The following is a 24,378-nucleotide window of genomic DNA, read 5'->3' on the forward strand; positions in this document are numbered from 1 at the left end:
ATTTTCTATTCTTCAACAATCGTAAAGCAATAGTCGTCGAAAAATTCTACTCTGGCTTTGAATTCATCTGAAAACTGCTCATCATAAACCCTGCAGCTTATTTTATGAAGGTGTTTCAGTTCGAAAGGCTTTACTTCATAGTTTTTCTTTAAAGACCAGTATTTGGAATGATGAATTTTGTACATACTTTCCTTTACACTCCAGATAATGGTATAAAAAGTATCTGCTTTATCTTCAGGAATAAATCCTCTTTCATTTTCATAAGTAAACTTATCGATCACCCTTAAAATCTTGGGATTGAACTTTTCAACATCAATACCGATCTTATTTTTAGAAATCGCAATGGCCCCAAAAGGAAAAGAATGAGTAATGGAAATTTCTGCATCTTTTGGCGAAAGAAAAGGTTCTCTTTCCTGATACAGAATTTTAGAGTTGGGTTTTAAACCTTTTAAAAGCTTGCGAACCATCAATACCTCCAGAAGTTTTTTAGGATGATAATCTTTTACCTTTTCAGCATTTTCCGGTTCCAGAAGTTCATTGATATCAAGTTCTTCACTCTCATCATACTTCCAAACAAGGATGGTGGCATTATCATCTGAAAAATCTCGGTAAAGGGGCATTCTTTTTTTATTGTACAAAAATACTAAAAAGAAACCATTCGAAAATGCCCGAAGATGGGAGCTGGAAGATGGAAGTAAATATTTGCCCCAAAAACAAACTTACTTGTTTAGAGTATCTATTAGAAAATAGATTCTTATGTAGCTTAGCAACTATAACCTCAAACTTCCCTCTTCCAGCTTTCTTTTCTTATTTAGATTGATGATTCACATCATTTCTATGTTCTATAATTTCAAGATTCTCATCTACAAAATAAGCACTTCCGAAGCCATTTACATAAGAACCTTTTACCGGCTGCAGGGCAATCAGGATAAAATCTCCCATTTCAGAAATGATATCCACTACTTTCCCGTGAGTTTCCTTTAGTTTTGCAACAACATTATTCCATATTTCGGAATCTCTTTCTACCTGGGAAGTTGCTGCTTCAAGCGTCAGACGTTCGCGGGCATAGATTTGTTTTGTGGCCGATTCATCTTCAATAAACATCACTGAAGTATTTCTTCCCGATGCAAGATTTTTGGTGTGGCGTGCCATAAAAGAAACCAGAATATAGAAAATATTATCGACCTGTACAAAAGGGGCATAGCTGGAAGTTGGATTTCCTTCTGCATCCACAGTCGCCAAGATCACACTTTGCGTATTAGCGATCAATTCCTTCACTTTCGGAGCAACAGGTTTTGCTTTTCTTTGAGATTCTTCCTGAGAATTCGTATGATTCATAATTGTATAATTTTATCTGATAAAAATAACTATTTATATTAAGACTAAATAATATTAACTCATGTTTAATCTCATAAAACTGAACTTAATGCAGCGTTTTTATATCTTAATTTTTAATTGTAATTTTGCATTTCGTAATCAATTGAATTTAAAAAATATTCATTACATATGAGTACTACAACACAATACGTTCCTTATAAAGTTAAGGATATCTCCCTAGCAGAATGGGGAAGAAAAGAAATCACCCTTGCAGAAGCAGAAATGCCAGGTTTGATGGCTATCCGTGAAGAATACGGACCATCTCAGCCTCTTAAAGGAGCCAGAATCGCAGGATGTCTTCACATGACGATCCAGACTGCTGTGCTTATTGAGACATTGGTAGCTTTAGGAGCTGATGTTACCTGGTCTTCTTGTAACATTTTCTCTACTCAGGATCACGCTGCTGCTGCTATTGCTGCTGCGGGAATTCCGGTATATGCTTGGAAAGGTCTTAATGAAGAAGAATTTGACTGGTGTATTGAGCAGACTTTATTCTTTGGTGAAGACAGAAAACCCTTAAACATGATTTTGGATGATGGTGGAGATTTAACCAACATGGTTTTTGATAAATACCCTGAATTCACAAAAGATATCAAAGGACTTTCTGAAGAAACGACGACAGGAGTACACAGACTTTACGAAAGAATGAAGAACGGAACTTTAGTAATGCCTGCAATCAACGTAAATGATTCAGTAACAAAATCTAAATTCGATAACAAATACGGATGTAAAGAATCTGCAGTAGATGCTGTAAGAAGAGCTACAGACGTAATGCTTGCCGGAAAAAGAGTAGTTGTTTGCGGATACGGAGATGTAGGTAAAGGTACTGCAGCTTCTTTCAGAGGAGCAGGTTCTATCGTTACAGTTACTGAAATCGACCCGATCTGTGCGCTTCAGGCTGCTATGGACGGATATGAAGTAAAAAGACTGGATACTGTAGTAGATAACGCTGATATCGTGATCACCACAACAGGTAACTTCAATATCGTAAGAGGAGAGCATTTCCTTAAAATGAAAGATAAAGCGATCGTTTGTAACATTGGTCACTTCGATAACGAAATCGATATGGCTTGGTTGAACAAAAACTACGGTCAGACAAAATCTGAAGTGAAGCCTCAGGTTGACATCTACACTATCGAAGGAAAAGAAGTAATCATCCTTGCAGAAGGTAGATTGGTAAACTTAGGATGTGCAACAGGACACCCAAGCTTTGTAATGTCTAACTCTTTCTCGAACCAGACTTTGGCTCAGATTGAATTATGGAACAATTCTGCAGCTTATGGTAACGAAGTATATATGCTTCCTAAGCACTTAGATGAAAAAGTAGCTGCTTTACACCTTAAGAAATTAAGCGTTGAACTGGAAACTCTTTCTCCTGAACAAGCTGAATATATCGGAGTAGATGTAAAAGGACCATTCAAGCCTGAATACTACAGATACTAAGATTTAAATAAAATATGATATTATCCCACTATTTATAAGATAGTGGGATTTTTTTATGCCAGCCTCTCAAGTATTTCCTATTTTTGAACATCAAAAAAATACCATGAAAAATTACTTATTTCTGGGGCTAATGAGCTCTGTCATTTTCTTCAACAGCTGCAGCAGTAATGATGATACCGCAGATGAACCTGCAGACAAAAAAATACTGCTAAGCAAGGTCACTACAACTTATTATGACGATCCTTCAAAACCTGAAACAACTATAGAAACTCTTGAATACAATAGCCAGGGAGAACTTACAAAAACCTTGTCAGCATCCGGATCTTCTACATTTGAATACAGCAACGGAAAACCAGTCAAGATCAATTATTACAATAATAGTCAGGAACTGGAATATTATTCAGTTTTTACTTACAATGGAGATCAGCTGATCAACATTAAAGCCATCTATCCAAACCCCAATAGCAACAGAACCATTACCTACAGCTATAATTCTACCGGGAAAGTTATCTCTTCTTCGCTTTGTCAGTCACCAGATTGCTCCAACCCGATAATCGAAACTTATACTTATAATGGAGACAATATTTCATCAGAAACTTCAGAAAGTGGAGGATCCAGCTTCGGGACTAAAATTGTCTTTTCACATGATGATAAACTGAACCCATACACCAATACCAACAAATATCTTAGAATCATGATGAGCAAAGCATATGCTGTAAATAAAAATAATTATCTGACAGAAAAGATAAGCTACAAAGACAAGGGGACCTGGATACAAAATCAGACCAGAAGTTCCACGATACAATATAATAGTTCAGGATTACCCGCTCAGGTTACCTCAAAAGAAGCCAACGGAAGTCTTTCTGCCCAGTACAGTTACGAATATATCACTCAATAATACTAAACTCTCCAATTTTGGGGAGTTTTTTGATAAGGAGCTTTTTCCTGCTATCCGCTCATACTCCTCACGCCAGCGTCTCCCACGCTCAAGGCCTCAAACCCTCCGGCGTGTGCTGCGGGGTACCCGCTGCTATCAGGGCTAATGACAAAATGATGTATTATAAATTTTATATTTTGTTGGTCAATTATTAATATTCAATAGAATTGATTGTCTCAAAATTGCACCTCTGAATGAAATGAAGGCTTACTTTCACCTTTCTACTCTCCGTATTTTGCCCATATTTAGCCTTCTGTATACTGATGTTTCTAAAAATTGAATATATTTACCCCTTAAATAAAACATTAATACATGAAAAAACAAAGAGTATCGAATGCATTTGTCGCAGCATCGTGGGTTGCATTGGGAGCCGGAATGATCGGTTATATCGTAGGTCTCGCAAGAGCTGAAATGCTACTGAATGAAAAAGGATATTATTTTACCATCCTTTTATACGGTTTATTTGCCGTAGTTTCATTACAGAAAGCGGTTCGTGACAGATTAGAAAACATCCAGGTTACAGATATTTACTATGGTATCTGCTGGTTTGCTACCTTATCTTCCATTGTATTACTGGCCATTGGCCTATGGAATGCTACTATACTTCCCAGTGAAAAAGGATTTTATGCATTTGCCTTTCTGCTAGCCCTTTTTGGTGCCATCTCAGTCCAAAAAAACACCCGGGACAATATGATTCAGGAATAAAAAAACAAAAACTCTCCAGATTGGAGAGTTTTTTATTGCATAAAATTCTATTATTTCAATAAATGAGTTAAAAATTTGCTATTTATCACATTTTAAGTATATTTATTTCACAAATTATTGATATGATAAGAAAATTTTCAACCATTATTTAAAATCACAAAAACTCAGCAGGAGTTTATCACCATCTGGAAAACTTTCTTCCACGGCAGTACCATCAATCAATCCGGACGTCTTTACCTTCAACAACACTTCCTCATTGATTTTTGGAGTATTAATTAAAAAACTAATCATCACAAACTAATAACCTCAAAAACAAAAATCAGACATGCAAAAAAAGCTACCTGTCATTATTATTCTTTTATCATTTTTCCAGCTGATAAAAGCACAAACTGAATTTATAACCATCTGGAAACCTAATAACACGCTACAATGCCCTTTACTCAATCCCCAATTTTCAGCTCCTGCCAATAACCAGATCTTGTTTCCCGGAATTGGTGAAAATTATACAATCAAGTGGGAAGAAGTTGGCTATCCGCAACACAACGGAAGTATGCTGGATGTAACTTCCTCTTCACCCATCCTCATAGATTTCGGCCCTTCGTTGAATCCAAACCTCGCAGAAGCAACCTACATGCTCATTGTAAGCAATGGTAATGGGATTTTTAAACAAATAAAATTTTCTGATGATATCATTCTTCCAGATCCTATTTTTGAAATCCCCAACTCGAAAGCAATAGGAAGCGCCAATAAGATTGTAGAAATAACACAATGGGGAAATATCCAGTGGACGGATATGAAAAGTGCTTTTTCACAATGCGGTCTGCTCAACATAACCGCCACAGACTCACCTGACTTGTCACATATTACGGATGCTTCGATGATGTTCTATAATACAACTTCTTTAGAGGGGAATTCTTCTATGGCCAATTGGGATACTTCCCGGATTAAGAATTTCAAATATATGTTCGGACGTGGCACCAGCTCTTTTTTGGGTGCGGATAACTTTAGCCCGCCAATAGGCACATGGGACATGTCAGCAGCAGAAGATATCAGTTATATGTTTATGAAAAGAAAATCTTTTAATGAAAATTTAAATAATTGGAATACCTCAACCATCGCCAACATGGCTTATACTTTTGCTGAATGTACAGCTTTTAATCAACCTCTTGATCAGTGGAACACCTCCAAGGTAAAGAATATGGCTTATATGTTTCATTTCATTCCGAATTTTAACCAGCCTTTGAATACCTGGAATACTTCCAATGTAACGAACATGGGTCATATGTTCCATGATGTATCAAGCTTCAACTACCCACTTAACCTTTGGGATGTGAGCAATGTGACGGAAATGAATACCATGTTTTCAGGTGCATCAGCCTTTAATCAAACCTTAAAAGACTGGAATATAAAATCGCTGTATTCAGCAAGTTCTATGATAACAAAAACAGGAATGGATTGCGGTAGCTACAGCACCACCCTATATGGATGGGCAAATCATCAGGATACTCCTAATAATGTTGTCCTGGGTTCGGTATTTCCCTCCCCTTACTCTATTGATCCTTCCGTTATTGATGCAAGAAATATCCTTCTCAATACCAAAGGCTGGATTTTCATTGGTGATACCCCCACTGAATGCAAGGGATTGGGAACTATGGAAAGCTCTTTGCGTAATCAACCCGCTATTTTTCCAAATCCGGTGGATGAAGTTATTCAGTTGAAAAACTTTTATAACCCAACACGATACCTGATTTTTGATACAACCGGGAAACTAGTTACTAAAGATGATGTATCTAAAACGTTTATTAATGTACAATCTTTAGCAAAAGGGAATTATATTCTTCAGGTTATGACAAAAGATAAAAATTATACATTTAAGTTTATTAAAAAATAGTGAAGAGGCTGTCTCAGAAGTTAAATGATTAGACTATTGTCATTATGACGAAGGAAGAATCTTTTGATGATCACCCATACATGAGATTCTTCATTACATTTCATTTCTTTCAGAATGACACTTTGGAGACAGCCTCTTTATTTTTTGTCTGATTTCAATTATTGATCAAAATGGTTCGGGTGCTGAGCCTTGATGTCATCTACCGTTCCCAGTACTTTATCTTTTAAAGAATCCTGATATTTTTGAAGATTTTCGGCTACCTTTTCATCTGCACTTCCTATAATTTTCGCTGCCAGAATCCCCGCATTCAAAGCTCCGTTCAATGCAACAGTGGCTACAGGAATTCCGCCCGGCATTTGCAGAATGGATAAAACAGAATCCCATCCGTCTATAGAATTACTCGATAAAATCGGAACTCCAATCACCGGAAGTGTAGTACAGCTTGCCACCATTCCCGGAAGATGTGCTGCTCCGCCTGCTCCGGCAACAATAACTTTAAGCCCTCTATCTTTAGCCGTTTTTGCATAATCGAACATTCTTTCCGGTGTTCTGTGTGCAGATACTACAGTTAATTCATAAGGGATATCCAGACTTTTCAGAAAATTTGCCGCCTGTTCCATAATCGGCAGATCGCTCTGGCTGCCCATAATAATTCCTACCATCTTCAATTTTTATTAGATGTTCAAAGATAAAAAAATTTAACCTTTTTTAATACATCAGTTCATGGCAACATTTTATAAATTAGAATTGAATAAAAGAAGTTAAACTCTGTTAATTGTGATAATTTGTTATCATTTTTTTATAATATTTGTTTTACTAACCACATAAAAAATTAAAGAAATGAAAAATTTAAAGAAGCTTAAAAAAGAAGAATTAAAAAAAGTTTTAGGAGGTATGGAGGCCTGCAAATTCCAACTTTGCTTTAGAGATGGCAAATGGACATGTGTCCCTTTTGACACATGCGGAGGATTCCATCCTTAAAAAAGTAAAAGAAGTTGTCTCAAAAGGTAAGATCCTACTTTGAGACAACCTCTTTTTGTCATTATATATGTATTAAGTTTCTATGTCTTAAAAAATAGTAACAACTGTACCCATCCGTTTTCCTTCATAACAGGTAAATTTGTCTGTTATACTTACATTTACCTTGAAAGATTATAAACTTATCGTTGCCGTTTTTACCGTGGCTATTGTCTGGGGAACTACATTTTTAGCCATCCGTGTTGCGGTGGAAACTATTCCGGCCTGGTTTGTAGCCGGAATCCGTCAATTTCTGGCTTCCATCATTATGCTATTTGTCCTTCTTTCAAGGAAAGAATTCAAATGGATTGGCTGGAAGAGTCTCGGATATCAGATTATTTTTGCGTCGCTGATGCTGGTTATCGCCAACGGAATGACAACGGTGGCTGAAGAAACCGTGTCCAGCAGTCTGGCATCACTGATCAGTGCATGTTCTCCTATTCTGGTATTTCTGGGGAGTGTGGCAGTAGGGTTGCAAAAATTCAGTTTTCGCGCACTTGCCGGAGTTCTGATGTGTTTCAGCGGAATACTCTTTATCTTCTGGGACGGGCTTAAAGATCTTGCAAACCCCGATTACAGAATGGGAATGATCTTCCTTTTTTGTGCTATTGCCGGCTGGGCTTCCGGAACTATTTTCACCAAAAAATTAAATATCCAAAGCGGAAACATTACCCTGAATCTTTTTTATCAGTTTCTGTTTGCAGGGATTGTTCAGATTATATTTGCCTTCCTGTTTTCAGAAAATTATAATTTTGGAAACTGGACTTTAAAAAGTATTTCAGCTATGTTATACCTGTCTGTATTTGGTTCTGTAGCTGCTTTTTTTGCATTCCATTTTGCTTTAACGAAGATTTCACCGGTACAGGTTTCTATTCTTGCCTATATCAATACCATTATTGCCATATTTCTAGGCTGGCTCATTATGGATGAGAAAGTTACGGTTAAATTTATTCTTGCCGCCGCTTTAATTATCTGTGGTGTTTTTATTATCAATTACAAACCGGAAATGTTTAGGAGACAGAAAGCAATACAGTAAATATCTGTTGATTAAGAATTCCCCTCCTCTGGAGGGGTGGCGAAAATTCAAAGAATTTTTGACGGGGTGGTTAAAACGCCATTCACTTTTAACCAATTTAAAAACAACTCCTTCCACTCACCGGTATTGGTATTTTTTTTACCCAATCCCCACCCATGTCCGCCTGTTTGAAACAAATGCATTTCGGCCGGAATATTATTATTTTTCAACGCCTGATACATCAGGATACTGTTTTCTACAGGAGAGATCGGATCATCTTCAGCATGTGCCAAAAAGGTCATCGGAGTCTGAACTTTCACCTGCTTTTCCACCGAAAATTTAATTTCATCTTTTATATCCGGGTTTTTACCCAGCAAAGATTTAAATGAATGGGTAGTATTGTTAGGAGGTAACATCGATACTACGGGATAAATCATTGCCGCAAAATCCGGCCGTGCCGAAACGAGATCAATTGCATCCTGAGGTGGATAATACATAGTATCAAAGGTTGATGCAATATATCCTGCAAGATGTCCTCCTGCTGAAAAACCCAGCACTCCTATTTTATCAGGATCTATTTTATACTTCTTAGCCGTACTTCTGATTATTCTGATAGCTCGTTGAGCATCCTGAAAAGGCACTAATTGTGTTGCCCATCCCTCTCCGGGAAGTCTGTATTCCAATTCAAAAGCAGTAATTCCTTTAGACTTCAGCCATTCTCCCGTTGGATAACCTTCTGAACCCGATTCAATATGAGCATATCCACCTCCACTTATTACAAGCACAGCTATTCCGTTCGGATTAGTGGGTTGATGAACAATCAGCTGGGGACTACTGATATGAGTAAGAGATCCTTTTGATGAAGTGATCTTTCCTCCGTTTGGTCCCGGTCCATCCGGTATCTTAGTCCATAAAGGAACAGCTGGCAATGGCACCATGGAAGTTTCTTTTTGTGCCCAAAACAGATGTACAGAAAATAAAAACAGAAAAAAGGCATTTTTCATGGCAGCATTGTATTTTAACCTCATTGAAGATAGTTAAAATTCTATTTACATTTTGGAATTTCTTTACATTTGCCTGAACGCTAATATGATTAACCATGAATCAAAAATTATCCATTATTTCAGCTACGCTTCTTCCTTTATTTTATTTTTCTCAAAAAGTGGAACCCAGAGAAGAAATCAGATTGAAAAGCTTTGACTACAGCATTTATACTCAAAACAAAAAAGACCAGACCACTGATACCGAACTATACCTCATCCCCAACAAGGGAGATACCATCAGGGAAAATGCTTTGATTAAAAATGCTTCAGGAGAGGAAACCCACAGAGGAATCTATAGAATAAACGGGACGGAAATTCATTTTGTAGATATTGATCTTAAAAATGAAAAATTCAGTCATAAAGTATATACTCCCAATAAAAAGGGGTTGCTTACATTAGTGAAAGAAAACTCCAATCTGAGTGCTTATCCTACAGATCTCCCCCCTAAGTTTAAGGATAACAAACCTCCTCATCCTGAATTTGTCGAAGGTGAAACTAAACTCTATCAATGGATAGAAAAAAATATCTATCCTATCCTTGACAAAAAATTCAAGAAAAAAGAAAAGGGTAATGCTGTTCTTATTCTGGAAATAGATTCGAAAGGAACTGCATCCTTTGTTGAAATCAAGAGCTTAATGCTTCCGAATGATATCAAAAAGCAATTGAGTGATGCCGTCCAAAAATCCCCAGCATGGAACACCAATATTCAGGGTTACGAAGTTTCAGGAGTGGTTTTTATTCCGATCGAATATTAAAAACCTGAAAAAGGTATGTAAGAGGAAGTTTTGATATTTCCTCTAATTTTTTTATATTGTATACTCAACTTATACAATATGCTAAAAAACACATTTTTTTTACTTCTTGCAAGCTCTTTTCTTTTGTTAAGCTGTGACTACAAAGAAAAAGAGAAGAGTCTGACAGACAGAGAAAAACAATTATTGGAGAAAGAAAAAATATTTGCAAAGAAAGAATCTGAATATCAGTCGCTCTTAAAAATGAGGGACAGTATTTATGCAAAAAAAGATTCTGTAGTGATTGCTGCCTGGCCTGAAGAAATTTCCGGTCCATGGAATGGCAAAGTGATCTGTACAGAGTCTAATTGCAGTGATTATGCGATAGGAGACCAACGTACAGACATCTGGGAATTCGACAACGATTCTACCCAGCCTATCACCAAAATCATTAATAATAATAACCTGGTAAGATTATATACCGGTAAGTTTGAAAATAATGAAATCAGACTTTCTTTCAAAACAGATTCTACGGCTAAAAAAAATGTAGAAATGAATGTCCTTCTTAATGACATTTCAGACAACAAGATCAAAGGTACCCGAACCATCACCTCTGATGGCTGTACTGCTAAATTCTCTGTTGAATTAGTACGTTCCACAAAATAAACACATATGATTTTACTGAGTATACACAACCTGAGTTTTCCTATAGAAGATCCGGTACTGAAATTCCTATTGGTATTGGTCATCATCCTTGCCGCTCCATTATTACTGAATAAAATTAAAGTTCCTCACCTGCTTGGCCTTATCATCGCCGGTGCTATCATAGGTCCTAACGGCTTTAATGTACTGTCAAGAGACAGCAGTATTGTTGTTACCGGCACAACGGGTCTCCTTTATATCATGTTCCTCGCAGGACTTGAGATTGACATGGGAGATTTTAAGAAAAACAAATGGAAAAGCTTAGGCTATGGAGCTTATGCATTTATCTTTCCATTTATCTTAGGATACCTGGGCGCTTATTATCTGCTGGAATTTTCAATATTAACCTCTGTTTTGTTTGCCAGCTTGTTTTCCTCGCAGACTCTTATTACTTATCCCCTTATCAGTAAACTGGGAATTGCAAAAAACCAGGCGGTCAATATTACTGTGGGAGGAACGATGATCACCGACATTGCAACCTTACTGGTATTGGCTGTAGTGGTGGGAATGGTTCAGGGAGATGTTGGCGCCTCATTTTGGGTCAAATTATCTGTTTCTTTTATTCTTTTTGCCTTGATTGTTTTGATTGTATTTCCCATTATAGGACGTTGGTTTTTCAAAAGAGTGGACGATAAAATCTCCCAATATATTTTTGTGCTGGTTATGATTTATCTGGCAGCAATGCTCGCTGAACTTGCCGGTGTAGAAGCTATTATCGGAGCGTTCTTTGCCGGACTGGCATTAAACAGACTAATTCCTCATACCTCTTCCTTGATGAACAGGGTTGAATTTGTAGGAAATGCGATTTTCATTCCGTTCTTCTTGATCAGCGTCGGAATGCTGATCGACTTCACCGTATTTTTCAAAAGTTTTGAAACCCTAAAAGTAGCTGCCATTATGCTGGTTGCATCCATTGGTGGTAAATATATCTCTGCAGTAATCACTCAAAAAACATTTAAATTTACTAAAGAAGAAGGAAGACTTATCTTCGGATTAAGCTCTGCTTCTGCCGCGGCAACTTTAGCAACAGTAATGGTGGGTTATAACATTATCCTTTCAGAAACTGAAACCGGAGAACCTATAAGATTATTGAATGAACATGTATTGAATGGAAGTATCTTGCTTATCCTGATTTCATGTACGATTTCATCATTTATTTCAATGTCAAGTGCCCAGAAAATTGCTGAAGCCGACAATGAAGATACTGTTTCCGGTGACAGCCATGAGGAAGAAAGTATTCTTTTAGCCATCAATCATGAGGAAACCGTTGATAGAATGGTAAATCTTGGAATTCTGATCAAAGCGCACTCCAACACGGAAGATTTATTTGCATTAAATGTCATTAATGAGGATAAAAATGAATCATCAGTTAAAAACGCTGAAAAACTGCTACATCTGGCAGCCGATGCAGCAGCAGCGGCCGATGTGAAGCTTCAGGCTCTTAAAAGATATGATAACGATGTCATCAACGGAGTAAGCAATGTGATTAAAGAGCAGAAAATCACTGACCTTATTATCGGATTGGAAGATGAAAAGGGATTTTCACCCTCTTTTGTCTATAATCTTTACAATGGTTATCTTCAGAATGATGATGTTAATGTACTGGTGTACCATGCTGCCCAGCCTCTTTCTACGATAAAAAAATATGCCGTGATGATTCCTGAAAATGCTCATAAGGAAGCAGGATTCTTCCATGCGCTTCTGAGAGTTTGGAATATTGCCAGAAATTCCGGCGCAACTACTGTTTTTTATGCACCTGAAAACATCCTGGACATTCTTCAGAAAATAATTAAAAAAGCCAATATCGAAGCTGAATTTATCATTATGAATACATGGCAGGACGGTGAGAAAACAGCCGCTCAGCTAAAAGACGATGAAGCATTAATTATTTTCATGGCTAAACGAGGAATGCAATCATATATTCCACGAATGAGACTCATCCCTGAGATGCTAAACAGATATTTAAGTACTAATAACTATCTTTTAATCTTTCCTTTCTCGGAATATGATAAAAACAGTCCGGAAATACGTTCTGTAGGAAATCACGGAGATTTTGTAGAGATTGGAAATGTAATTCAGAAGATTTTCAAATAATAACCGCTATTTTAGCCTTTATTAAAATAAAAAAATAGTGAAGACGAAGAAAATATTCCTTTTAGCAGCTGTTTTAAGTGTACAATTATCCTTTGCTCAGTTTGCAAAGATTGTAGATAAAGACGGCTACGTGAATATAAGGGAAAATGCAGATGCCAAAAGTAAAATTATTGGAAGAATCAATTCTGATGAAATTGTCTATATTTTTGAACCTGATGAAGCCGATAAAGAATGGCTTAATGTTGATACCAAAGGAAAAACCGGAGGATATATCCACAATTCAAGGGTGAAGTATATTGAATCTTATGATGCAGTTCCTTCAACAGAAAAAAGCGGAAATAAAATCATTTTTAAATCCGGCGACATCAAAGTAGATATTCTTTCTGAAAAGTTTAATTATAAAGAAAATAAAAAACATTTCTCTTCAAGCCATATGGGAGACCAGCAACAGGAGGACCAGTATAAAGGACAGCAGATCTGGGGTACAGACGGTACTGTTCCTCAAACACACTACAAGTCTATCACTGTTCAAATGAATGGAAAAACACTGCAAATCCCTGCAAAAGAAATTGAAAATCTGTTTAATATCGATAATGAAGCAACTCATTGCTACTTTGACAAGATCAACGATACCTTGTACATCGAAATGAATAATTCTGATGGAGCCGGTGCTTACGTAGGTCTTTTTATTATTGAGAAAGGAAAGTATAAAGGTAAGATGCTCACCCTACCCTTCTAGAAAATCTTATAAAAATGATAATACATGAAAATTAACACATTGATGATCCCTTTAATGGCTTGTATTCTATTTTCATGCAAAGATAAAAAGGAGACAGTCAAAAATGAAGTTTCAATACCTTCTGCGGTGGATACTGTAAAAGCAGTGCCACCCGGAGAAATCGATACAGCAGATACCGGGAAAACTGAAGAGCTAACAGCTGGAAAAACAGATCAAAAGTCAGACACAGATACTGTGGAAGAACCGGAAACGGTCAATTATAATTTTCATTTCGATCGATTTCCGTCAGTACCTTATCAATTTGTAAAAAAGGCAAAACTGGATTTCTCAAGTAATGAAGGTTCTTATAATTTCAGAACGAGAATTAAGGAGGCCTATGCTGCAGGAACTCCTGATTTTGCCAGCTACTATATCACCGTCACTTTTGGATGCGGCTCAAGCTGCATTATGGGGTTAATGATGGATGTGCGCGACGGAAAAATCTATGGTCTTCCGTTGGGAGAAGAAACATCCTGCCTATTTGCTGAAGACAGAGCCATTTTCGATGCAAAAAGCAGATTGTTTATTGCCAGTATTTGTAAAGAATCACCAGAATCGGAGACTGTATTTTATCATGCTTTTGTATGGAATGAACAGAAGAAAGCTTTTGAAAAAGCAGAAGAAAAAGATATTAAGTAATTAATTTAATGATTCGTCCTAAAGTAAGTTGATTTTCTGCCAGCTTATTCCAGGACGAATTCATCAAATTAGTGATTTATTCTGCAATTACCCTCACCATTCCCTTTACCATCACAAGTTTTTCCATCAATTCTTCTCTGGAATCAGCAAGAACATTGATGTGACCCATTTTTCTACCGGGTTTGGTTTCCGTTTTTCCGTATAAGTGGATATAGGTTTCAGGTAATTTAAGTACTTCTTCCATTCCTTCGTATACTACTTTTCCATCATAGCCTTCTGCTCCTACCAGGTTCAGCATTCCGCTGTAGGTAATGGCATCCGTATCTGCAAGGGGAAGATTTTTCACCACGCGATACATCTGTTCAAACTGCGAATTGGTATTTCCTTCCTGGCTCTGGTGCCCGGAATTATGTAGTCTAGGCGCTGTTTCATTTACCCACACTTTTCCTTCTTTATCTAAGAATAGTTCGATGGCAAAAAGTCCCGGAGAATTTACAGCACTTAAAAACTTCTCTGTAATTACTTCGATTTGGCTCTGCACATCTTCGGTAAGAAGAACCGGACATACATTGAAGTCCAATAGGTTTAATTTTGGATCAGCAACCATTTCCGTTACGGGAAAAGTATTGGTTTCTCCTTTTTCATTTCTGGCAACGATCACAGAAAGTTCTTTGTCAATATCCACCAGACTTTCGATCACTGAAGCTTCTTCCCAAATATGCTGGTAATCATCTTCCGTTCTGATAACCTGTACCCCTTTTCCGTCATAACCTCCGGTATTCATTTTCTGAACGAACGGTAACGGCATCATGATCTTTTCATCTTTGTTCCATACGATCTGAAATTCCGGACTTGGGATATCATGCGTCTTATAAAATTCTTTCTGAAGGATTTTCTGTTGAATAGTTTTAACAATATTAGCATTGGGAACCACTCGTATTCCCTGCTTTTCAAGTTCTGCCAATGCATCAGCATTTACATGTTCGATTTCGATAGTAACGACATCTTTATCTTTTCCGAAGTTCAAAACGGTATCGTAATCATTGAAATTTCCCTGTGTAAAATATGAGATATTATGGCATGGTGCATCAGAAGCCGGATCCAGAGTATAAAACTCATCATCATACTTCAGTGCACTTTGTATCAACATTCTTCCCAGCTGTCCGCCTCCCAGAATTCCTATTTTCATTTTTTATTTTTATTAGATTCTTTTTTATTGAATTTTATCAATTTTTAAATATCCCAGTCCCATTGGGTTTTCCTGATTTTCAGCATCAGACTTCGCAAGAACAATAGAATATTTTTCTTTCATTTTTTCAGGCAGGATATCATTCACATTGAAAATATCATCGATATCTACTCCATGTTTATCATCAATATGACTTACTGCTCCTTCAAATCCCATCGTCTGATAAAATTCAGTGGCTTTTGCCCTTTTTATAATTTCACCCATGGATTGTCCTACCATCAGGTGCTGCTCATGGAATTCTTCAAAAAAACCGGGCTTGTATCCTCCTAAATTAAGGAAGAACAATTGCTCCTGAGATGGCTCCTGTCCCTTTTCTACAATCTTTACCTCATAGCCATCTGCGAATCTTACTTCCTGATGACAGTCCAGGTGAATCTTACCTTCTGCTTCTTTCCAGAAGTCCTTCATATCAGGAATCAGATCTTTAAGACTTTCCGCAATTCCGAAAAATACGTCATGCTGCTCAATGTTTCTCCCTTTAGGGGTTGCCCCAAGGATGACATAAAATAATTTCATTTCACTTTTCATGCATACAAAAATACGTTAAATTTATCTTTTTCAAATGTTTGGCAGACTACTACAATAATTTTATATTTGTAACATTATTTGTAGTATGTCAGAAATTATCATACTCTTCCTGGGTGCTATTTCCGCGGGGCTTTTAGGTTCACTTACGGGTTTAGGAGGGGGAGTTATTATCATTCCTTTATTAACGCTTGGTTTTGGCGTCCCTATGCATTATGCCATTGGTGCTTCACTGATTTCCGTTATTGGTACTTCTTCGGGTGCCGCCGTAGCTTTCGTTAAAGAAGGGTTTACCAACATGAGAATCGGAATGTTTCTCGAAATTGCAACCACTGCAGGTGCCATTATTGGTGCCCTGGTTTCAGGGATGCTGAATCCTAATACCATCGGGATTATTTTCGCAAGTATCCTTCTGTTAACCGTTATTTTGAATCTTAAAGGAAAGCCTGATCATCAGGAACCTCTGATCAAAGGAAGCCTTGAAGACAAATTAAAACTTCACGGAACTTTCCCTGATAAAGGGATTTTAAAAAGTTATTCAGCAAGAAATACAGTTCCCGGATTTTTAATGATGATGTTTGCAGGTGCCATGTCCGGACTTTTAGGAATAGGTTCCGGAGCGTTAAAAGTATTGGCGATGGATAATATGATGAAACTGCCTTTTAAAGTTTCCACAACCACCAGTAACTTTATGATTGGGGTAACCGCTGTGGCAAGTGCGCTGATTTATTTTCAAAGAGGAGAAATTATTCCTGTGATCGTAGCGCCTGTACTAATAGGAGTAGTTGTAGGAAGTTTCATCGGATCAAAAACATTGATGGTTTCAAAGACTAAAAAATTAAAAGTATTTTTTGCCATTGTGATCACAGTGTTATCAATTTATATGATGTATAACGGTATCAACAAAAGCTTCAGATAATGAAAAAGAATTTTACAGATGTTGATCTGAACCGCTCAGTAGGAAACCTTCTTAGATTAGGGGTAATTCTATCTGTAACAACATCATTAATAGGTTTTGTCAAGTTATTTATTGAAGGCTTTGAAATGCCCAAAAAATACAGCAGCCTGAATGTGGGAACCTCATCAGAAAAGGTATGGGGACATTTCTGGGATTCACTTTGTAAAGGAGAAGGTTCAGCTATTATTCAACTGGGGATTCTTTTGTTGATTGTTACTCCTTTAATGCGGATTGTATTTGCTCTGATCGGGTATCTAAAAGAAAAAGACTACGTATATGTAGTCATTTCTTCAATTGTTTTAACGATCATGGCGGTAAGCTTTTTTGCAGGTTACGCTCACTAATTTTTACATTTCATAAAACTCCAGTGGCAACTGATCCGGATCCTGAGTAAAGAAAAATTCTTTTCCGGTAAATTCATCTGTTCTGATATCTTCACAACTTAAGCCCTTATTCATCAGTTCTGCCCTTTTTTCGGATACGTTTTCAACGGAAAAGGCAAGATGCCTTAAACCACAGGCTTCTGGTCGGGAAGGTCTTTGAGGAGGATCTGGAAAAGAGAACAACTCGATGACATAATGATCTCCGATGGCCAGATCTAGCTTATAAGACCGCCTTTCTTCACGATACACTTCACGGATTATATTCAATCCCAATACTTCTGTATAAAACTTTTTTGAAACGCTATAATCTGAACAAATAATGGCAATATGATGGATCTTCATCTTCATTTCTTTTATATAATATATTTACTTTATTTCCTTACAATTTTCTTTTCTTCTTGTATCAATAATATATTGAATTTTCCATTCATTATTTTGTTTGACCAATTGAAAGCTATTAGCTCCACAATGTGATAATTTACCCTTCAGATAAAAAGAATAAGGAGTAAATACACTGGCCAGATTTCCGTCTGTATGAACTGCTTCTATCGTAATTTGCTCGTCAAGATCTCCTTTTGGAAATTTAGAAACAGAGCTTATAAAATCCGGTATGCTGTCACTCTTTACCATCCCTTCTTTTGTGATAGTTTGAAGAATTGCATTTTCTGTAAATACAGATTTTAATAAGTCTGTATCAGCATTTTTCATCGCAAGAAATAAGTTACGGATGGGCTTTTCAATTTCCGGATTCTTTTGACCAAAACAGGATATACTGAGCAATAAAAATAGGATGGTAATCTTATTCATGGGAATACTTTATGTGTTTATTGGATATAAAAATAAGGAAAATATGTTTTGGCTAAAGCCATTTGATATCTTTAATAATAAAAAGTGGGCTAAAGCCTACCCCTATTGAATTCCCATAGCCCTGAATTCTTTTTATGCAACAGCCATTTTACAAAGATCTGGTTGCAAACCGCTTAAATTATTGTGATATTTGTGAAAACATTCGTGCAATTTGTGTTTAAATAAAAAGCAACCTAAAGACCACTGTTATTGAATTCCCATAACCCTGAATTGTTTTTATGCAACAGCCATTTTACAAAGATCTGGTTGCAAACCGCTTAAATTATTGTGATATTTGTGAAAACATTCGTGTAATTTGTGTTTAAAATAAAAAAAGCAGGCCAAAGCCTAGTGGTGGTCGGAAGAATGTCCGACCATTTTATTTTAAGTTTTAAAGACTTTATCAGGATTTCCACCTGCCCCTATTATTAATATGGATATGGCAAGGTTTCTTATCTCCATAGCAAATCTTCTTTTGGCTGTTTTATATCCTATATTATTTGCTTTTTTATAGATCAGTATAAGCATAGCTGTAATAAGAGTCATGTAAATCATTACTTCTATACCATTTTTATTGAGTGAAAGAAGATGACTTGCATGAAGTTCCTGTTTTAGAAATCTAAAAAAAACTTCAATATCCCATCTTTTTCGATAATAATTCGCAATATCTTTTGCAGAGATTTGAAAGTCATTGGTCAGAAACCAAAATTCTTTTTCAGGTTGCTGTTTGCTGCTTACTACAACCAATCTGAAATGTGTTTCAATTTGTTCCTCTTTATTATAAGTTTTCCCTTTTTGAGTTGGGACAGGTTTTGACGAATATAGCTTTACTAAACTGTCTTTTATCAGTACAATTTCTCCTAAGTCGATATTCTGATCTTTTTCAATAAAAGACTTTATTTCTTCATGTTTTCTATTTTCTTTAGATCTTATAACAAAAAACACCCCTTTATCATCAAATTCTTTCATTCTTTGGGCAGAACCCAATCCTTTATCTATAATATAAATATTGGCATGTTCTTTTTCTCTTTTCACATGTTGCAATACAGCTTCAGAAAGAGCATTATCTTCTGCACAGTATTTGGGAGTATTGTAAATTTCAACTCCACAAGGAAGTAGTCCATCAAATAAGACACTGTACTTAATAAATTTCTTACCTCCGTTTTGAGCAATGCCTTCTTTTAATTTTCCAGCGGCTTCACCAATAACAGTGCTATCTGTTCTTATTAAATCATATTTTTCTCTTTCTGCCGGGTTATAGGAATCACAGAACATATTATAAATACAATCGTAGATTTCTTTAAAGTATCCTGAATCGATTTTCGAAAGCCTCTCAGAAATAGAACTGCGTATGACAGTTTCAGTTTCATCAAGATTGAATAAAGCCTTAAATACAGGATCTTTAAATGTGTCTTCCAGTGTTCGCTGGCTTAATTTTTCACTGCTGGTAATGGCAAATAACAGAAGATAAAACATCTTTCTGCCTTGAAGAACTTTAGAATAATGATCTACTTTAGTATTGGCTGAAAGATGGGATAAAAGGGCTTCAGGAATAAAGCTTAACAACTGGGAAACTGAAATTTTGTGTTCGTTGAAAATGGACATATTAATAAGTATACTTATCAAAGATAAAACTTAAGTAACCAAAAATGAAAATCGGAAGAAAAAATCTTCCGACCACCACTAGGCCAAAGCCCGCTCCTATTCTATATATGTTATTTTTTTAAAACCTCATCACATCCTTCACCACTCCATTCTTCTGCGTGTGCTGTAATAATTCAGCTTCAATAAATGCTTTGATCTGGTCTTCAGAATCATTTCCAGGGAACAAAAGATGAACGTTAGCTCCGGCATCCAGGGTAAAGAATAGCGGAAGTCCAGTTTCTCTTCTAAAGTCCCAGATTTTGTTGATCACTTCCAATGTTCCTGTTTTCATCAGAATAAAAGCAGGATCACTCATCATCATCATGGCATGGAGAGTAAGCGCTTCATGTTCGACCAGTTTTATAAAACGTTCCATATCGCCACTTTTCAGAACCTCTTTCATTGGAACAAAATTTTCTCTTGCTTCCTGAAATCTCCTTTCTGCATAGGGATTTGTATTCATCAAGCCATGTCCTACTGTAGAGGATACACTTTTCTGACCTTCATGAATTAATAAAACCCAATCATTGAAATTTTTAAAGATCTCATGAATTTCCGTTTCAGGATAAGGTACTGCAAACAAATCGGAACTTCCTTCAACCTCATCAGTTTCTCCCCAGACAATAAGTCCGTTGTATAGACTTCTGCAGGCACTTCCACTTCCTAGCCTTGATAAAAAAGAGGCTTTTCTCAAAGATTCTTCTTTAGAAATTTCTCCGGTAAATGTTTCATCCAGCTTCATCAAACATTTTGCGATTGCCCCGAATCCTGACGCAGAACTCGCAATACCTGAGCTGTGCGGAAAGGTATTCTCAGTTCTGATGATATATCTTCCTTTTAAGATCCACGGAAGATATTGTTCTATATTTCTGAAATATTTTTCTATTTTTTCAGCAAATTTCACTTCTTCATTTCCTGACAACAAAGTCTGCACTGAAAAAGGCTCATTTGCTATAAACTCCATCGAAGTATTGGTCTTACAATGATTCAATGTATAACTAATACTTGGATTTGCAGGAATCTGGTCTGCATATTTCCCCCAATATTTTATCAGAGCAATATTAGATGGGCAGCTTTCTGTAACTGTTTGAGTATGGATTGTAAAATTCTCTTTTCCTATAAATTGTGTTGTCATAGCTTAATTTCGGTAATACAACTTCTTTTTTAACCACCCCGTCAAAAATTCTTTGAATTTTCGCCACCCCTCCGGAGGAGGGGAATTCTTACGTCTTCAACTTATATATTAGTAAGAATTGGAGATTTTTGCAAAGCTTAATATGTACTGTACGGTTTACAAGTTAATTAATACATCTTCTCGATGATATCTGCATATTTTTTAATCACCACATTTCTTTTAACCTTCAATGTCGGGGTGATTTCTCCGGTATTGATGTCAAATTCTGCCGGCATCAGGGTGAATTTCTTCACTTTCTCATAGTCGGCAAGGTGGTTTTGTAATTCTTTTATTTTTTCTTTATAAAGGTTGATCACCTTGTCATTTTTTACAGCTTCTTCCCAATTGGTGAAAGGAATATTATTCTTTTTAATATAGTCCTGTAAAAATTCAAAGTTCGGTACAATCAGAGCGGAAACAAACTGTCTGCCTTCGGCAATCAACATGATCTGCTGAATAAAATTATTATTGGTCAGAAGGTTTTCGATTTGTTGCGGGGCAATATATTTTCCGTTGGAAGTCTTCATCAGGTCTTTAATTCTGTCTGTAATGACAAGGTTTCCATGTTCGTCAAATTTACCGGCATCTCCCGTTTTAAACCAACCATCTTCAGTAAATACTTTCTGAGTTTCTTCAGGACGGTTGTAGTATCCTTTCATAATCCCATTTCCTCTGGCCTGGATCTCATCGTTTTCTCCGATACGGATTTCTACTCCCGGTAATGGCTTTCCACTTGTTGCATGCTCGAAATGAGTTAAAGGGAACAGCGTTAATGTTGCGGTTGTTTCTGTCAATCCGTATCCAACGGTTATGTGGATGCCCACAGATTCAAAAAACCGGGTTACTTCAGGTGACAGAGAAGCGCCACCACAAGGTAAAAACCAAAGTCTTCCACCCATTTTTTCTTTGATTTTGCTGAATACCAACATATCCGCAACGGATTCTTTTATTTTTAACCCCAATGGAATTGGTCTTTCATTTCGTCTCAACTCTGCAGTTTCCCATCCGGTTTTCAAAGCCCAATCGAATATTTTTTTCTTGAACGATGATCCCTCCTCTGCCTTCTCCAAAACTCCTGCATAGACTTTCTGAAAAAATCTCGGAACCGTACACATAGCAGTTGGCTTTACCTCCTCCAATGCTTTGGCTACATTTTTCGGATCCTCAAGGAAATAAACCCTTGCCCCTCCATAGAGACAAAGCAAGCTCCAGCTTCTTTCAAAAACGTGGCTTAATGGTAAAAATGCAAGGGAAAGTTCTTCTTCAAATTTTTTAAATTCAAAAAATTCAAAGTGAGAATCAAAAGCCTTGATAAAATTCCCATGGGTAAGCATTACTCCTTTTGGGATACCTGTGGTCCCTGATGTATAGATCAGTGTTGCAGTATCGTCATTGTCTTTTTTACAGATTTCCAGCTCCTGGGAAGCTTTTGCTATAAAATCTTCGAGGTAAAAACTATTGAATTCTTTCTTGATCCACACTGCTTTTTTAGAAACAATAATGGTTTCAAGACGGTTATTTTCTTTATTTAAAATTTCAAGACAAGCATCATATTGAGCCTGATTACCCACCAAAACCGCTTTCGCTTCAGAATCACTAAGAATATATTCTGCCTGCTCGGCGTTATTCGTTGAATAAATGGGAACAGTAATCGCCCCGATCGCCATAGCAGCCAGATCAACGATCATCCATTCTGATGAATTGTCCGAATAAATGGCTACTTTATCACCATCCTGAATCCCTGAACTTCTTAATGCATTAGCCGTTTTAAAGATAATTTCACTGAATTTCTTCCAACTCAGCTCTTTCCACGCTGCATCTTTCTTTTTAAAGCCAATAGCAGCTTTTATAGGGTGCTTTTCTACATTTTTAAGGATAATTGCCTCTGCAAGATTCATTTCTTCAGCTTTTTGTCGTTAATATAATTGTTCAGGTGAAAGTCGATACTTTCTTGTATGGGAATAAACTGATAGTTCAGCTTCTCGGTGACTTTGTGATTGGAAATGGTATTGAATGAAGATATTGCTTCTATATTGGATTTTGTAACCATTTTTAATTTGGGGATCAGCCATCCGAAAAGAGTATTGGCTAATCTGCCGATATTCAATACTGATTGTGAAAGTACTTTTGCATCCTTCAGGCCTAATCGTGTTCTGATTTGTTTGGCCAGTTCAGTAAATTTTTTGTTTTCGGAAACAATGATGAATCTTTCTCCAAAAATATTATTTTCCATCAGCTCAATGGCAGTTTTTGCAACGTCTCTTACATCCACATAGGCGGAACCTCCGGAAAATGTAAAACCATTATCTTCAAAAGTAGAAAAAAGTTCTCCGCTACTTTGACTCCAGTTTCCGCTTCCAACGATCATTCCCGGATTGATAATAATGACATTCAACCCTTCTGCGGAAGCTCTCCACACCTCCATTTCAGATAAATGTTTGGAAATAGCATACGCCGAATGCTCTAATTTTGGATTAAAATCAGAATCTTCATCCAGTTCTCCTTTTTCATTAAAATTATCTAAAACAGCGACAGAACTTACATGCAGAAATTTTTTAACCTCAGATCCTTCACAGGCAAACAACAAGCTTTCTGTACCTTTGATATTGGTATGATACATTTCTTTTTCATCTTTCGGATGAAAGCTTACTTTTGCGGCACAGTGATATACTTCTTCTACGCCTTTTAACGCAGTCTGTAAAGAATCAGAATCATCAAAATTCACATCGACCCATTCGATTTTATTGAAAAAATCGTCAGGATTCTCCGTATAAAAGCTGTATGAATGCCTTACTTCGTTTAAATTGCTACCCGGTCTTTTGGAAGCACGTACATTTTTACCTCTTTTAAGAAGCTCCAGCACGATTATTCTCCCCAGGATTCCGGTAGCGCCCGTTACAAAAACCATTAATTATTTTACTTGATTGCTGACTAAAATATGACAATATTTTCTATCCGGCAATTCTTCAGGTTCCTGCAAAAGTTCCTTTGAAAAACTGCTTTTGCAAATTTGCGATTTTTAAAGCATAATTCAATTTAATTTAACCAATATTATCATTCCTGAAATCACAAAAAATGAAGTTGGAAGACAAAATATCTACGTTTTAATTCACAAAGTATTTTGACGATTATAAGGTCTAGGTTTCAACTTTCACATATAAAGTTACCACTAAGTATTCTCACCATCTCTAATTTCACCTATATTATAGTTGAAGACGTAAGAATTC

At 36.6% G+C, this 24,378-nt stretch carries 26 protein-coding genes; 13 read left to right on the top strand and 13 right to left on the bottom strand.

The genetic code is table 11. The features are described from left to right. Window positions 1–5: 5 nt before the first annotated feature. Window positions 6–620 (bottom strand): 4'-phosphopantetheinyl transferase family protein, encoded by a 615-nt coding sequence (locus tag EG342_RS23335; RefSeq protein ID WP_103290411.1) that lies wholly within the window; start codon window positions 618–620, stop codon window positions 6–8. Between the two features lie 187 nt (window positions 621–807). Continuing rightward, a complete protein-coding gene (locus tag EG342_RS23340) occupies window positions 808–1,338 on the bottom strand; it encodes a pyridoxamine 5'-phosphate oxidase family protein (RefSeq protein ID WP_103290414.1) in 531 nt (176 codons plus the stop codon). 168 nt (window positions 1,339–1,506) lie between these two features. Here EG342_RS23340 and ahcY point away from each other — a divergent pair, with 168 nt between their 5' ends. The 3 genes from ahcY (at window position 1,507) to yiaA (ending at window position 4,462) form a co-directional block, all read left to right on the top strand. Further along, the gene (gene ahcY / locus EG342_RS23345; RefSeq protein ID WP_103290416.1) at window positions 1,507–2,820 is read left to right on the top strand and encodes an adenosylhomocysteinase; all 1,314 of its coding nucleotides are present in this window, start codon (window positions 1,507–1,509) and stop codon (window positions 2,818–2,820) included. 103 nt (window positions 2,821–2,923) lie between these two features. Further along, window positions 2,924–3,718 (top strand): hypothetical protein, encoded by a 795-nt coding sequence (locus EG342_RS23350; RefSeq protein ID WP_123868165.1) that lies wholly within the window; start codon window positions 2,924–2,926, stop codon window positions 3,716–3,718. A 351-nt stretch (window positions 3,719–4,069) separates the two neighbouring features. Beyond that, entirely contained in the window at window positions 4,070–4,462 is a 393-nt protein-coding gene (gene yiaA, locus EG342_RS23355) for an inner membrane protein YiaA (protein ID WP_103290421.1), read from the top strand. Between the two features lie 144 nt (window positions 4,463–4,606). On the opposite strand, the gene EG342_RS25295 is transcribed toward yiaA, so the two are convergent. Beyond that, window positions 4,607–4,753, bottom strand: a complete 147-nt coding sequence (locus tag EG342_RS25295) for a hypothetical protein (RefSeq protein WP_164465223.1) — start codon at window positions 4,751–4,753, stop codon at window positions 4,607–4,609. 34 nt (window positions 4,754–4,787) lie between these two features. Here EG342_RS25295 and EG342_RS23360 point away from each other — a divergent pair, with 34 nt between their 5' ends. Next, entirely contained in the window at window positions 4,788–6,353 is a 1,566-nt protein-coding gene (locus tag EG342_RS23360; RefSeq protein ID WP_103290424.1) for a BspA family leucine-rich repeat surface protein, read from the top strand. Window positions 6,354–6,511: 158 nt separating this feature from the next. On the opposite strand, the gene purE is transcribed toward EG342_RS23360, so the two are convergent. After that, a complete protein-coding gene (purE, locus tag EG342_RS23365) occupies window positions 6,512–7,015 on the bottom strand; it encodes a 5-(carboxyamino)imidazole ribonucleotide mutase (protein ID WP_103290426.1) in 504 nt (167 codons plus the stop codon). 178 nt (window positions 7,016–7,193) lie between these two features. Between purE and EG342_RS25300 the strand changes: the two genes are divergently transcribed. After that, entirely contained in the window at window positions 7,194–7,334 is a 141-nt protein-coding gene (locus EG342_RS25300; RefSeq protein ID WP_164465224.1) for a bacteriocin-like protein, read from the top strand. A gap of 163 nt (window positions 7,335–7,497) precedes the next feature. Next, window positions 7,498–8,406 (top strand): DMT family transporter, encoded by a 909-nt coding sequence (locus EG342_RS23370; RefSeq protein ID WP_103290429.1) that lies wholly within the window; start codon window positions 7,498–7,500, stop codon window positions 8,404–8,406. A 47-nt stretch (window positions 8,407–8,453) separates the two neighbouring features. Here the strand turns inward: EG342_RS23370 and EG342_RS23375 are convergent, their stop codons facing one another. Then, entirely contained in the window at window positions 8,454–9,413 is a 960-nt protein-coding gene (locus tag EG342_RS23375) for an alpha/beta hydrolase (RefSeq protein WP_213083875.1), read from the bottom strand. Window positions 9,414–9,484: 71 nt separating this feature from the next. Between EG342_RS23375 and EG342_RS23380 the strand changes: the two genes are divergently transcribed. The 5 genes from EG342_RS23380 (at window position 9,485) to EG342_RS23400 (ending at window position 14,372) form a co-directional block, all read left to right on the top strand. After that, complete coding sequence (locus EG342_RS23380) at window positions 9,485–10,183, top strand: hypothetical protein (protein WP_103290431.1); 699 nt, start codon at window positions 9,485–9,487, stop codon at window positions 10,181–10,183. Window positions 10,184–10,261: 78 nt separating this feature from the next. Next, window positions 10,262–10,825, top strand: coding sequence for a hypothetical protein (locus EG342_RS23385; protein ID WP_103290433.1), 564 nt, complete (start codon window positions 10,262–10,264; stop codon window positions 10,823–10,825). A 6-nt stretch (window positions 10,826–10,831) separates the two neighbouring features. Then, complete coding sequence (locus EG342_RS23390) at window positions 10,832–12,955, top strand: cation:proton antiporter (RefSeq protein ID WP_103290435.1); 2,124 nt, start codon at window positions 10,832–10,834, stop codon at window positions 12,953–12,955. 37 nt (window positions 12,956–12,992) lie between these two features. Continuing rightward, a complete protein-coding gene (locus tag EG342_RS23395) occupies window positions 12,993–13,694 on the top strand; it encodes an SH3 domain-containing protein (RefSeq protein WP_164465225.1) in 702 nt (233 codons plus the stop codon). A 24-nt stretch (window positions 13,695–13,718) separates the two neighbouring features. Continuing rightward, window positions 13,719–14,372, top strand: coding sequence for a hypothetical protein (locus tag EG342_RS23400; RefSeq protein WP_103290440.1), 654 nt, complete (start codon window positions 13,719–13,721; stop codon window positions 14,370–14,372). Window positions 14,373–14,448: 76 nt separating this feature from the next. Here EG342_RS23400 and EG342_RS23405 read toward each other — a convergent pair whose 3' ends face one another. Next, window positions 14,449–15,561 (bottom strand): 5-(carboxyamino)imidazole ribonucleotide synthase, encoded by a 1,113-nt coding sequence (locus tag EG342_RS23405; protein WP_103290443.1) that lies wholly within the window; start codon window positions 15,559–15,561, stop codon window positions 14,449–14,451. 24 nt (window positions 15,562–15,585) lie between these two features. Beyond that, window positions 15,586–16,137, bottom strand: a complete 552-nt coding sequence (locus tag EG342_RS23410) for a DUF1543 domain-containing protein (protein ID WP_103290509.1) — start codon at window positions 16,135–16,137, stop codon at window positions 15,586–15,588. 97 nt (window positions 16,138–16,234) lie between these two features. Between EG342_RS23410 and EG342_RS23415 the strand changes: the two genes are divergently transcribed. Both EG342_RS23415 and EG342_RS23420 read left to right on the top strand, forming a co-directional pair. Next, the gene (locus tag EG342_RS23415) at window positions 16,235–17,065 is read left to right on the top strand and encodes a sulfite exporter TauE/SafE family protein (protein ID WP_103290446.1); all 831 of its coding nucleotides are present in this window, start codon (window positions 16,235–16,237) and stop codon (window positions 17,063–17,065) included. After that, window positions 17,065–17,448 (top strand): DUF1634 domain-containing protein, encoded by a 384-nt coding sequence (locus EG342_RS23420; protein ID WP_103290449.1) that lies wholly within the window; start codon window positions 17,065–17,067, stop codon window positions 17,446–17,448. The genes EG342_RS23415 and EG342_RS23420 overlap by 1 nt, the downstream gene beginning before the upstream one ends. 3 nt (window positions 17,449–17,451) lie before the next feature. Here the strand turns inward: EG342_RS23420 and gloA2 are convergent, their stop codons facing one another. The 6 genes from gloA2 to EG342_RS23450 all read right to left on the bottom strand — a co-directional run bounded on the left by gloA2 (window position 17,452) and on the right by EG342_RS23450 (window position 24,059). After that, entirely contained in the window at window positions 17,452–17,829 is a 378-nt protein-coding gene (gloA2, locus tag EG342_RS23425) for an SMU1112c/YaeR family gloxylase I-like metalloprotein (RefSeq protein WP_103290512.1), read from the bottom strand. A gap of 24 nt (window positions 17,830–17,853) precedes the next feature. Then, entirely contained in the window at window positions 17,854–18,294 is a 441-nt protein-coding gene (locus EG342_RS23430) for a nuclear transport factor 2 family protein (RefSeq protein ID WP_103290451.1), read from the bottom strand. Window positions 18,295–18,717: 423 nt separating this feature from the next. After that, window positions 18,718–19,938, bottom strand: coding sequence for an IS4 family transposase (locus EG342_RS23435; protein WP_123868166.1), 1,221 nt, complete (start codon window positions 19,936–19,938; stop codon window positions 18,718–18,720). 118 nt (window positions 19,939–20,056) lie between these two features. Next, the gene (locus EG342_RS23440; protein ID WP_103293075.1) at window positions 20,057–21,112 is read right to left on the bottom strand and encodes a diphosphomevalonate decarboxylase; all 1,056 of its coding nucleotides are present in this window, start codon (window positions 21,110–21,112) and stop codon (window positions 20,057–20,059) included. A gap of 167 nt (window positions 21,113–21,279) precedes the next feature. Beyond that, entirely contained in the window at window positions 21,280–23,049 is a 1,770-nt protein-coding gene (locus tag EG342_RS23445; RefSeq protein ID WP_103293076.1) for an AMP-dependent synthetase/ligase, read from the bottom strand. Further along, complete coding sequence (locus tag EG342_RS23450; protein ID WP_103293077.1) at window positions 23,046–24,059, bottom strand: NAD-dependent epimerase/dehydratase family protein; 1,014 nt, start codon at window positions 24,057–24,059, stop codon at window positions 23,046–23,048. The genes EG342_RS23445 and EG342_RS23450 overlap by 4 nt, the downstream gene beginning before the upstream one ends. Between the last annotated feature and the right edge of the window lie 319 nt (window positions 24,060–24,378).

This window comes from Chryseobacterium lactis (genome assembly GCF_003815875.1).
Taxonomy (GTDB): Bacteria; Bacteroidota; Bacteroidia; order Flavobacteriales; family Weeksellaceae; genus Chryseobacterium; species Chryseobacterium lactis.

Bases quoted from the DNA above. Each gene is read 5' to 3' on its own strand.
- EG342_RS23385 (WP_103290433.1), top strand. From the start codon at position 10,262: ATGCTAAAAAACACATTTTTTTTACTTCTTGCAAGCTCTTTTCTTTTG.
- EG342_RS25295 (WP_164465223.1), bottom strand. From the start codon at position 4,753: ATGATTAGTTTTTTAATTAATACTCCAAAAATCAATGAGGAAGTGTTG.
- EG342_RS23435 (WP_123868166.1), bottom strand. From the start codon at position 19,938: ATGTCCATTTTCAACGAACACAAAATTTCAGTTTCCCAGTTGTTAAGC.
- EG342_RS23350 (WP_123868165.1), top strand. From the start codon at position 2,924: ATGAAAAATTACTTATTTCTGGGGCTAATGAGCTCTGTCATTTTCTTC.
- gloA2 (WP_103290512.1), bottom strand. From the start codon at position 17,829: ATGAAGATCCATCATATTGCCATTATTTGTTCAGATTATAGCGTTTCA.
- EG342_RS23410 (WP_103290509.1), bottom strand. From the start codon at position 16,137: ATGAAATTATTTTATGTCATCCTTGGGGCAACCCCTAAAGGGAGAAAC.
- EG342_RS23360 (WP_103290424.1), top strand. From the start codon at position 4,788: ATGCAAAAAAAGCTACCTGTCATTATTATTCTTTTATCATTTTTCCAG.
- EG342_RS23450 (WP_103293077.1), bottom strand. From the start codon at position 24,059: ATGGTTTTTGTAACGGGCGCTACCGGAATCCTGGGGAGAATAATCGTG.
- EG342_RS23420 (WP_103290449.1), top strand. From the start codon at position 17,065: ATGAAAAAGAATTTTACAGATGTTGATCTGAACCGCTCAGTAGGAAAC.
- EG342_RS23415 (WP_103290446.1), top strand. From the start codon at position 16,235: ATGTCAGAAATTATCATACTCTTCCTGGGTGCTATTTCCGCGGGGCTT.
- yiaA (WP_103290421.1), top strand. From the start codon at position 4,070: ATGAAAAAACAAAGAGTATCGAATGCATTTGTCGCAGCATCGTGGGTT.
- EG342_RS23375 (WP_213083875.1), bottom strand. From the start codon at position 9,413: ATGAGGTTAAAATACAATGCTGCCATGAAAAATGCCTTTTTTCTGTTT.
- EG342_RS23380 (WP_103290431.1), top strand. From the start codon at position 9,485: ATGAATCAAAAATTATCCATTATTTCAGCTACGCTTCTTCCTTTATTT.
- purE (WP_103290426.1), bottom strand. From the start codon at position 7,015: ATGGTAGGAATTATTATGGGCAGCCAGAGCGATCTGCCGATTATGGAA.
- EG342_RS23445 (WP_103293076.1), bottom strand. From the start codon at position 23,049: ATGAATCTTGCAGAGGCAATTATCCTTAAAAATGTAGAAAAGCACCCT.
- ahcY (WP_103290416.1), top strand. From the start codon at position 1,507: ATGAGTACTACAACACAATACGTTCCTTATAAAGTTAAGGATATCTCC.
- EG342_RS23440 (WP_103293075.1), bottom strand. From the start codon at position 21,112: ATGACAACACAATTTATAGGAAAAGAGAATTTTACAATCCATACTCAA.
- EG342_RS23405 (WP_103290443.1), bottom strand. From the start codon at position 15,561: ATGAAAATAGGAATTCTGGGAGGCGGACAGCTGGGAAGAATGTTGATA.
- EG342_RS25300 (WP_164465224.1), top strand. From the start codon at position 7,194: ATGAAAAATTTAAAGAAGCTTAAAAAAGAAGAATTAAAAAAAGTTTTA.
- EG342_RS23340 (WP_103290414.1), bottom strand. From the start codon at position 1,338: ATGAATCATACGAATTCTCAGGAAGAATCTCAAAGAAAAGCAAAACCT.
- EG342_RS23335 (WP_103290411.1), bottom strand. From the start codon at position 620: ATGCCCCTTTACCGAGATTTTTCAGATGATAATGCCACCATCCTTGTT.
- EG342_RS23430 (WP_103290451.1), bottom strand. From the start codon at position 18,294: ATGAATAAGATTACCATCCTATTTTTATTGCTCAGTATATCCTGTTTT.
- EG342_RS23400 (WP_103290440.1), top strand. From the start codon at position 13,719: ATGAAAATTAACACATTGATGATCCCTTTAATGGCTTGTATTCTATTT.
- EG342_RS23390 (WP_103290435.1), top strand. From the start codon at position 10,832: ATGATTTTACTGAGTATACACAACCTGAGTTTTCCTATAGAAGATCCG.